Consider the following 7,846-nt stretch of genomic DNA (forward strand, 5'->3'; position numbering starts at 1 on the left):
CTGGGCGCGCCGACGTCGGAGCGGACGTGCTAGTGGCGGGTGGCGTAGGCGCGCATCCAGCGCTGCATCCGGGCTGCGGGCATCGGGCGGGCGATGCCGTGCCCCTGGACCAGATGGCAGCCCAGCTTGACCAGCGCCTGACGGTGGCGCGGGGTTTCGACACCCTCGGCGATGACCTCGCGGCGGAAGGCGGCGGCAAGGCCGATCATGCTCTGCACGGTGGCAAGGTCGTCCTCGTCGTTGAGCATGTTGTGGATGATCGAGCGGTCGATCTTGATGCTGCGCACCGGCAGGCGACGCAGGCTGCTCATCGACCCGAAGCCGGTGCCGAAGTCGTCGATGGCGAAGCTGACGCCCAGGTCATTGCAGGCCGCCATGATCCGGGCGATGCCGGACAGGTCGGTCATCGTGGTGGATTCGAGCACTTCGAGCTGCAGCAGGCCAGGGTCGAGCTCGGGGTGGGCTTCGAGCACCGAGCGCAGATGGGGCACGAAATCCGGGTGCGCCAGGTGGCGGGCCGAGATGTTGACGCTCATCCGCGTGGCCAGGCCGGCCGCGCGCCAGGAGTCGAGCTGGGCCACCGCGGTGGCGAGCACCCACTTGCCCAGGTCGATCTCGCAGCGCGATTCGCTCACCGTGGGCAGGAACTCGCCGGGCAGGCGCAGGCCGAGCTCCGGGTGTTTCCAGCGGATCAGCGCCTCGACGCCGGACAAGGTGTTGGTGAGGGCATCGACCTTGGGCTGGTAGTGGAGCTCCAGCTCGCCGCCGGAGAGGGCCGATTCGACGCGGATCTGGGCGTCCCGGTGGGCACGCAGGCGGCGGTCGCGCTCGGGGTCGAAGAGGTGGAAACGGTTGCGGCCGGCGCGCTTGGCCAGATACATGGCCTGGTCGGCATGGGCCAGCAGCACCTCGGGATCGGAGCCATCCAGGGGGCACAGGGTGACGCCGATGCTGGCGGTGACGCTCAGTTCGCGGCCGTCGACGGCGATCGGGGCGGAGATGCTGGCGAGCAGGCGGGCAAACACCTGCTCGCATTCGTCGGCGTGCTCGAGGCCGTTGTAGATCAGCGCGAACTCGTCGCCGCCCATCCGCGCCACGGTGTCGCCGGCGCGGGTGGAGGCCTGCAGGCGGCGGGCGATCTCCACCAGCAGGCGGTCGCCCACGTGGTGGCCGAGGCTGTCATTGACCGGCTTGAAGCCGTCGAGGTCGAGATAGGCGACGGCCGCCAGGGTGCCGTTGCGCTCGGCCTGGGCCAGGGACATGCGCATCCGGTCGGCCAGCAGGCTGCGGTTGGGCAGCTGGGTGAGCACGTCGTGGTAGGCGAGGTGCTCGAGCTGGCGCTGGTTCTCCTTCATGTCGGTGATGTCGGTGAACAGGCCCACGTAATGGGTGGTCTGGCCGGCTTCGTTGCGCACCGCCGAGATGTTGCCGAGCTGGGCGTAGAACTCGCCGTTCTTCTTGCGGCTCCAGGTTTCGCCCTGCCACACGCCGTCGCGCAGCAGGTCGGCCCACATGGCGTCGTAGTAGGCCTGATCGTGCAGGCCCGAGCGCAGCAGGCGGCTGTGCTGGCCGATGACCTCGTCGCGGGTGTAGCCGGTGAGGGCGCAGAAGCTGTCGTTCACCTCGAGGATGCGGGCATCCGGGTCGGTGATGATGATGCTCTCGTGGGCGTGGCGGAACACGCTGGCGGTGAGGCGCAGGTAGTCTTCGGCGGCCACCCGGGCGGTGACGTCGTTGAGGGTGCCGGAGGTGCCCACGAGGGTGTTGTCGGCATCGACGATGGCGCGGGCGTACAGATCCAGCCAGCGGAAGCTGCCGTCGCGGCACTTCACCCGCAGGGTGGCGCTGCAGTGGTCCTGGGCGCGCTCGACCAGCGGCTTGAGGGCTTCGCGGCGGGCGTCCTGGTCGTCCGGGTGGAGGAAGTCGAGGAAGCTGCGACCGATGGATTCATCCACCGCATGGCCGGTGATCTCGGCCCACGCGGGGTTGAGGAGCTGCCAGCGGCCGCGGGCATCGGTCTGGAAGATGACCTCGCGCACGCTGTCGAAGACCTGCTGGTAGCGGATCTGACTTTCCAGCAGGGCCTGGGTGGTGCTGCGCATGGCGCTGATGTCGGCGATGCTGCCGACCATCCGCCGCGGGCGGCCGTCCTGATCGTAATCCACCACGTCGCCGCGGTCGCGCACCCACAGCCAGTGGCCGTCGGCGTGGGACAGGCGGTATTCGGCCACATAGGTGCCGCCGCCTTCGAGGCAGGCGGCCACTGCGGCATCGACCCGCTCCCGGTCTTCCGGGTGGATCAGGGCCTGCAGGTCGGCCATGGCGTGGTTGAGCCAGCGGTCGTCGAGGCCCAGCATGGTGCACCAGTGGCGGTTGTGGCTGAAGCGGCCGGTGACGAGGTTGTAATCCCAGATGCCTTCGCCGATGGTGGCCAGCACGTCGGCCAGCTTCTTGCGGCTGCGCTGGGCCGAACGCTGTTCGCGCACCCGCTCGCTCACGTCGTAGGCCACGCCCACGGTGCCGACCACCAGCCCGTCGGGGCTGCGCACCGGCGCCTTGTAGGTTTCGAACCAGACCGTGCCATCGCCGTCGATCCGGTCCACCCGGCTGAGGGGCTGGCCCTCCTGCATCACCTGGGCGTCCTCGGCCCGCTCGGTATCGGCCACGGACCGGGAAAAGAGCTCGAGATCGGTCTTGCCGACCACCGCCTGGGGCATCGCCTGCCCGCAAGACTCGGCAAAACTGCGATTCACGATGAGGTAGCGGCCATCGCGCCCCTTGAGCCACATGCGCAGGGGCAGGCCGTTGATCAGGGCCGCTGCGCCGGGCGCCTCGCTGCCCGCCGCGGCGGCGCTTTCAGCCAGCGCGAGTTCGGAGACCGGCGTCTCTGCCGGCAGGCCCGCCTGCAGCGCGCGCAGCACCGTGTGGGCGCCGAGGTAACGCAGCCCCGGCCCGTCGTCCCCCACCGCCACGGTATCGAGGCCCTGGGTGAGCAGGCAGGAGAGGGCATCGAGCAGAGTGCTTCCGGGCGACAAACGCCCGGCAACGCAGTTCCACGTTTCCCGGGAGGCGTGATCTAACGTCATCCTGTTTTATCAATTTTTCCAGTTTCCGCGATGGTGCATGGGACTGCGGCCATTGCCAAGGCAGGAAGTCCCACACCAGGGCGACGGATGTCACGCCAACCGCAGATTCCGGATCGGAACAGTGACTTATCACCGCCAGGCCGCCGATCAGCCGTCCCGGCCGTCGCTGCGCCGGGCCAGGTAGATGGGCACAAGGCGGCTCGCCCAGGGCAGGAAGACGACCAGCCAGCCGACCCCGGCCGCCACCAGCAGCAGCGCCTGCCCGGCCGGCAGCACATCGGACAGCACCCGCAGCAGCGCGACCCCGTGCAGCCCGAGGGCGAGCCGCCAGGTGAGCGCGTCGGCCACCAGCGGACGCCCCGAGTGGCCCAGGGTGACGCGCGACACCATCGCCAGGGTCATCGTCGCGAAGTAGCCCACCGCCAGCGCATGCAGCGGCGCAAGGCCCAGCGTCTCGACGCCGGCCAGATGCAGCACACCCTGCACCCCGGCCAGCAGCCATGCGATGCCCAGCCACAGGAAACCGATGTGCAGCATCGCCAGCAGGCGCACCTCGAAGCTGCGCGGCAGCTGCCACTTCCAGCTCAGCCACAGGGCCGTGCCGGCGCCCAGCAGATCCAACGGCCAGGCCCAGGCGGCCAGCCCGGCGATGTCCAGCAGGCCGTGGACCACGCTGACGCCCAGCAGCACCCGCAGGGTCCAGTCCGGCCGCACCACCTCGTAGCGGGGCAGCGCCGAGCTGGAGAAGAATGGGATCATCCGGTGGCTGACCACCATGAAAAGCGGCGCCAGCAGCCCATACACGCCGATCGACAGGCCGACCCGCGCCGCCAGCGGCGCGCCCGTGGCCGCAAAGACGATCCAGGCGACCAGCCCCACCGCGCCCGCCGCCAGCGCCAGCCAGGCGGTGCCCGCGTGCAGCCGCGGCTTGCCCTCCCGGAAGGCCACCGGATGCAGCACCGCCAGTGCCAGCCCCCAGCCGGCCAGCACCAGCGCCAGCCCGAGCACCCGCAGCCACGCGGCGCCGGTGAGCAGGCCCAGATCGAACACCAGCCAGCCGGAGACCAGCCCCAGCCACGGCCGCCGGGCGACGCTGCCCGGCGTGTCGGCCATGCCCTGCCAGCGGGGCATGGCGGTCATCAGAAAGCCGAACACGAAGAACGGGAACACCCCGTAGGCCGCCCACAGCCCATGCACCCAGCCCGGCGGCCACGGCCAAGCGGGGCCGGCCAGCGCGCCGGTGCGGGCGAGGAGTTCCCACACCCACGGGAGGAAGACCAGCACGCTCTGCACCGCCCCGGCGAGGAACATCGGCCGGTGGGGTGCGGCGAACAGGATCGCCGCGCGGGACGCGGGCGCGGGTGGCTCCGGGGGTGGCGCGGCGGGTCGGGGCTGGAGCTGGATGGGCTTTTCCATGTTTGATGAGTCAAAAAGTCAGCAAATGGCCGCAAGGCCGGCTGTGAAGCGCGCGCCCGGGGTTAGAATAAGGGGCTTGCCGCCGCCCACGTTGAAAGTCCGCCATGAGTAACGACAAGATCGACATCCCCGGCCTGCTGAGCCGGATGCCCCTGTTCAGCGCCCTGTCGCCCGAAGACCTCGCCCACATGGCGGCGGCCTCGCGGGAGAAACGGCTGCAGAAAGGCGAACGGCTGTTCCAGCGGGGCGAACACCCCAAGGGTTTTTTCCTGGTCGTATGGGGGCAGATCAAGCTGGCCTTCACCTCGGCCCAGGGCAACGAGAAGGTCGTCGAGATCCTCGGCCCGCTGCAGAGCTTCGGCGAGGCGGTGATGTTCCTCGACCAGCCCTATCCGGTGCTCGGCGAGGCGCTCTCCGACACCCTGCTGCTGCACATCGGCGCGGGCGCGGTGTTCGACCAGATCGAGCAGGACCCGCGCTTTGCCCGCAAGCTGCTGGCGGGCATGTCGATCCGCCTGCACTCGATGGTGCGCGACGTGGAATCCTACGCGCTGCGCTCGTCCACCCAGCGGGTCATCGGCTACCTGCTGCAGCTGGCCGAAAGCGCCCCCTGCGCGCCGGGCGGGCGTCATGAGGTGGAGCTGCCCACCAGCAAGCAGGTGATCGCCTCGCGCCTCAGCCTGACGCCGGAAACCCTCTCGCGCATCTTCCACGAGCTGTCCGAAGCCGGCCTGATCTCGGTGCAGGGCAAGCACATCGTGATCCACGACGCCGCCAAGCTGGCCCTCCACGACTGAAACACAGCCTCAGGCGGCGGCCGCGTGGCGGATGTGGATGTGAAACTCCCCGCTGTCCGTGGATTCGGTGCGGTGGGTGTAGCCGTTGCGCCGCAGGATGTCGTACAGCGGCCCCGGCTCCCGATACAGCATCAGGATCACCTCGCCGTCCGGCGGCAAGGTGTCGAGGGCCTCGAGGGTCAGGTTGAGGGGTTCCGGCGGCATCAGACCGCGGGCGTCGACAATGATGGGCGTGGTGATATCGGTCATGGGATGCTCTGGAAAAAGTGGCGGAAACGCCGGTGCGGACACCAGATTGGCCCAATCGCCCCCGGTGAACCTTGAGCGCGGTCAAGCTGGTGAACGGTTGGCGTGGCGCAGGTCGCATACGAAGGCCCGGAATGGGTGATAAATTCGCGGCCATGCCGAATGAGACTCAATCGTGAAGGAAGGTTCCGCCCTGCTCGCCGCCCTGGCCCTGGCGGCGGGAATCGCCTATTGGTCCGATCACTTCCGCACGGACGGCTGGAGCGCCGCCCCGCAGACGGAGAGCCCCTTCCCCCACCAGCAGACGGCCGCCCGCTCGCCCAGCCCGGTGCCGCCACCAGCCGCGCCCGAACGCCTGGAAGTCCACGCTGCCAGCGACGCCACCGACAAGGCCGCCCTGTGCGCCGAGCTGCAGGAAGTGATCGAGGGCGTGGACGCTGCGCTCCTCCACCCCCAATCGCCGGGCTCCGCCGAACAACTTCTCAACCGCCGCCGGACCTACGTGGAAAAGCGGATGGCACTGGGCTGCTGACGGCCCGCCCGGCCCTCAGTGGCTGGTGCCTTCCGAACGCTGGATCTTGTTGAAGAGGTTGTACTTGCCGATGGGCTTGCTGGCGGGCAGGCGCTTGATTTCCTTGAAGGTGCTGGCGTCGAGGAAGATCAGCGCGCCGTCCTTCTCCATCAGGCTGGCGATCACGTAGCGGCCGTAGCGGTCGAACTCCACGTGGGCGAAGGTCTTGCCCGGCTCACGCACCTGGGCCACCACCTTCATCTGCTGCTTGTCGATGACCTGCAGGGTGTCTCTGGCGGTAGGGCTCATCATCGAATCGACCCACGCGTAGGGGCTCTTCTCGTGGCTGCGCAGGAAGAAACCCGGGCCCAGCGTGGGGATCGTCGCCAGCGTCTGCCAGTTCTGCATGTCGATCACGCTCACCTGGGCGTCCTTCAGGTTGGTGCTCGCCACCACCCGGCGCCCGTCGCGCAGCCACGAGATGCCCGAGCCCAGATGCGGCATGCCGGGCAGATCGAGCGCGGCGATGGGGCGACGCACGTCTAGGTTGACCACCTGCCCGCGGCCTTCGCGGCTGGCGCCGACCAGGTTGGCGTAATCCTGCGTGAAGAAGAAGTCGTCCAGCGGCACGTCGAGCACCGTGCGGCGCGGGTTGAGGTAACCCGGCGTGGCGATGGCCTCGCCCATCTTGTAGTCGTGGACGTAGCCGTTGAAGAAGGGCTTGGCGGCCGGGTCGTAAGACACTTCCCAGATCTCCGGCAGGTCCTTCAGGCCGACGATGAAGCTCTTCCTCGGCGCGGCGTCGTACACCGCCGAGATGCGCGAGGCGGCGTCGCCCTTGAGGTTGGCGCCGTCGATGACCTTGAGCAGCTTGAGATCGGCATCGAAGATCACCAGATTGCCCGGCAGGTAGTTGGCCACCGCAACGAAACGCCCGTCGGACGACACCGCCGCGTTGCGGGTGTTGATGCCCGCGCGCACCTCGGCGACGACCTTCAGGTTCCAGATGTCGAACTTGCTCACCCAGCCATCCCGTGAGGCAAAGAACACGTAGCGGCCGTCCGGCGTGAACTTCGGCCCGCCGTGCAGCGCGTAGCGCGACGGGAAGCGGAAGATCCGCTCCATGCGGTCGCCGTCGAGCACGCTCACGTGGTGATCGCCAGCCTCGACGACGATGAACAGGTTCATCGGGTCGGCCTTGGCCACGTCGCCCTGGCGCGCGTCGGGCAGGCTGCCTGGCGGGAAGGGCTCGGTGCGCGAGGCGCGGATGTCGGCCTCGCTCCAGGCCGGCGCGGGGCTCACCGGCGAGTAAATCCAGCCGGCCAGGGCCTCGATCTCGTCGGGCTGCAGCGTCTGGCCGAAGGGCGGCATCTGAGTGGCCGCGCGGCCTTCGCGGATGGTGGCGACCGCGTCCTTGCGCTTGAGGCGTTCGAGGCTCTCGGGCAGCAGCGCCGGGCCCATGCCGCCCAGGCGTCCGGCGCCGTGGCAGCTCAGGCAGTGCTGAGTGTAGAGCGCGGGGGCGTCGGCGGCGGCGCTAGCGCCCGAGAAAGCCAGGGTGGCGAGGGCGAGGATGGAGAGCAGGCGTTTCATCGCACGGTTCCGATGTCAGATGGGGGCGCGGTGGGCGGATCAGGCGGCCGGCTGCAGGCGCACCCACGGCTTCACCTCCAGCCGCCCGCCTTCGGCCACGCCGATCTCGGCGTTGTCGAGGTAGCAGCCGGGGTCTTCCTGCCACGGGTCGCCGGTGAGCTGCTGGGCGCGCACGCGGGTGTTGCCGTTGCACATGGCGA

General features: G+C 69.3%; 6 protein-coding genes and 1 pseudogene. 2 read left to right on the plus strand and 5 right to left on the minus strand.

Features of this window, described 5'->3' with window-relative positions; translation table 11 throughout:
* Positions 1-29 precede the first annotated feature (29 nt).
* Positions 30-3,086 carry an EAL domain-containing protein gene (locus Q0672_RS15120; protein WP_298623473.1) on the minus strand — a complete coding sequence of 1,019 codons (3,057 nt, stop codon included), beginning with the start codon at positions 3,084-3,086 and terminating at the stop codon, positions 30-32.
* A 147-nt stretch (positions 3,087-3,233) separates the two neighbouring features.
* On the minus strand, positions 3,234-4,502 hold the full coding sequence (locus Q0672_RS15125; protein ID WP_298623475.1) for an NnrS family protein: 1,269 nt from the start codon (positions 4,500-4,502) through the stop codon (positions 3,234-3,236).
* A 104-nt stretch (positions 4,503-4,606) separates the two neighbouring features.
* On the opposite strand from Q0672_RS15125, the gene Q0672_RS15130 reads away from it, so the two are divergent.
* Positions 4,607-5,299 (plus strand): Crp/Fnr family transcriptional regulator, encoded by a 693-nt coding sequence (locus tag Q0672_RS15130; protein WP_153162514.1) that lies wholly within the window; start codon positions 4,607-4,609, stop codon positions 5,297-5,299.
* A gap of 9 nt (positions 5,300-5,308) precedes the next feature.
* Here the strand turns inward: Q0672_RS15130 and Q0672_RS15135 are convergent, their stop codons facing one another.
* Positions 5,309-5,548: a sulfurtransferase TusA family protein gene (locus Q0672_RS15135; RefSeq protein ID WP_298623478.1), complete on the minus strand. Its 240-nt coding sequence runs from the start codon at positions 5,546-5,548 to the stop codon at positions 5,309-5,311.
* Positions 5,549-5,720: 172 nt separating this feature from the next.
* On the opposite strand from Q0672_RS15135, the gene Q0672_RS15140 reads away from it, so the two are divergent.
* On the plus strand, positions 5,721-6,077 hold the full coding sequence (locus Q0672_RS15140) for a hypothetical protein (protein ID WP_153162516.1): 357 nt from the start codon (positions 5,721-5,723) through the stop codon (positions 6,075-6,077).
* 15 nt (positions 6,078-6,092) lie between these two features.
* Here the strand turns inward: Q0672_RS15140 and Q0672_RS15145 are convergent, their stop codons facing one another.
* On the minus strand, positions 6,093-7,646 hold the full coding sequence (locus tag Q0672_RS15145; RefSeq protein WP_298623481.1) for a cytochrome D1 domain-containing protein: 1,554 nt from the start codon (positions 7,644-7,646) through the stop codon (positions 6,093-6,095).
* A 39-nt stretch (positions 7,647-7,685) separates the two neighbouring features.
* A pseudogene (locus Q0672_RS15150) lies at positions 7,686-7,846 on the minus strand (heme d1 biosynthesis radical SAM protein NirJ); the annotation flags it as partial.

The organism is uncultured Zoogloea sp. (genome assembly GCF_937894855.1).
Taxonomy (GTDB): Bacteria; Pseudomonadota; Gammaproteobacteria; order Burkholderiales; family Rhodocyclaceae; genus Zoogloea; species Zoogloea oryzae.

What these genes read in the sequence shown, in the direction of transcription:
- Q0672_RS15125 (WP_298623475.1), bottom strand. Translation starts at nt 4,502, where the DNA reads ATGGAAAAGCCCATCCAGCTCCAGCCCCGACCCGCCGCGCCACCCCCG.
- Q0672_RS15130 (WP_153162514.1), top strand. Translation starts at nt 4,607, where the DNA reads ATGAGTAACGACAAGATCGACATCCCCGGCCTGCTGAGCCGGATGCCC.
- Q0672_RS15145 (WP_298623481.1), bottom strand. Translation starts at nt 7,646, where the DNA reads ATGAAACGCCTGCTCTCCATCCTCGCCCTCGCCACCCTGGCTTTCTCG.
- Q0672_RS15120 (WP_298623473.1), bottom strand. Translation starts at nt 3,086, where the DNA reads ATGACGTTAGATCACGCCTCCCGGGAAACGTGGAACTGCGTTGCCGGG.
- Q0672_RS15135 (WP_298623478.1), bottom strand. Translation starts at nt 5,548, where the DNA reads ATGACCGATATCACCACGCCCATCATTGTCGACGCCCGCGGTCTGATG.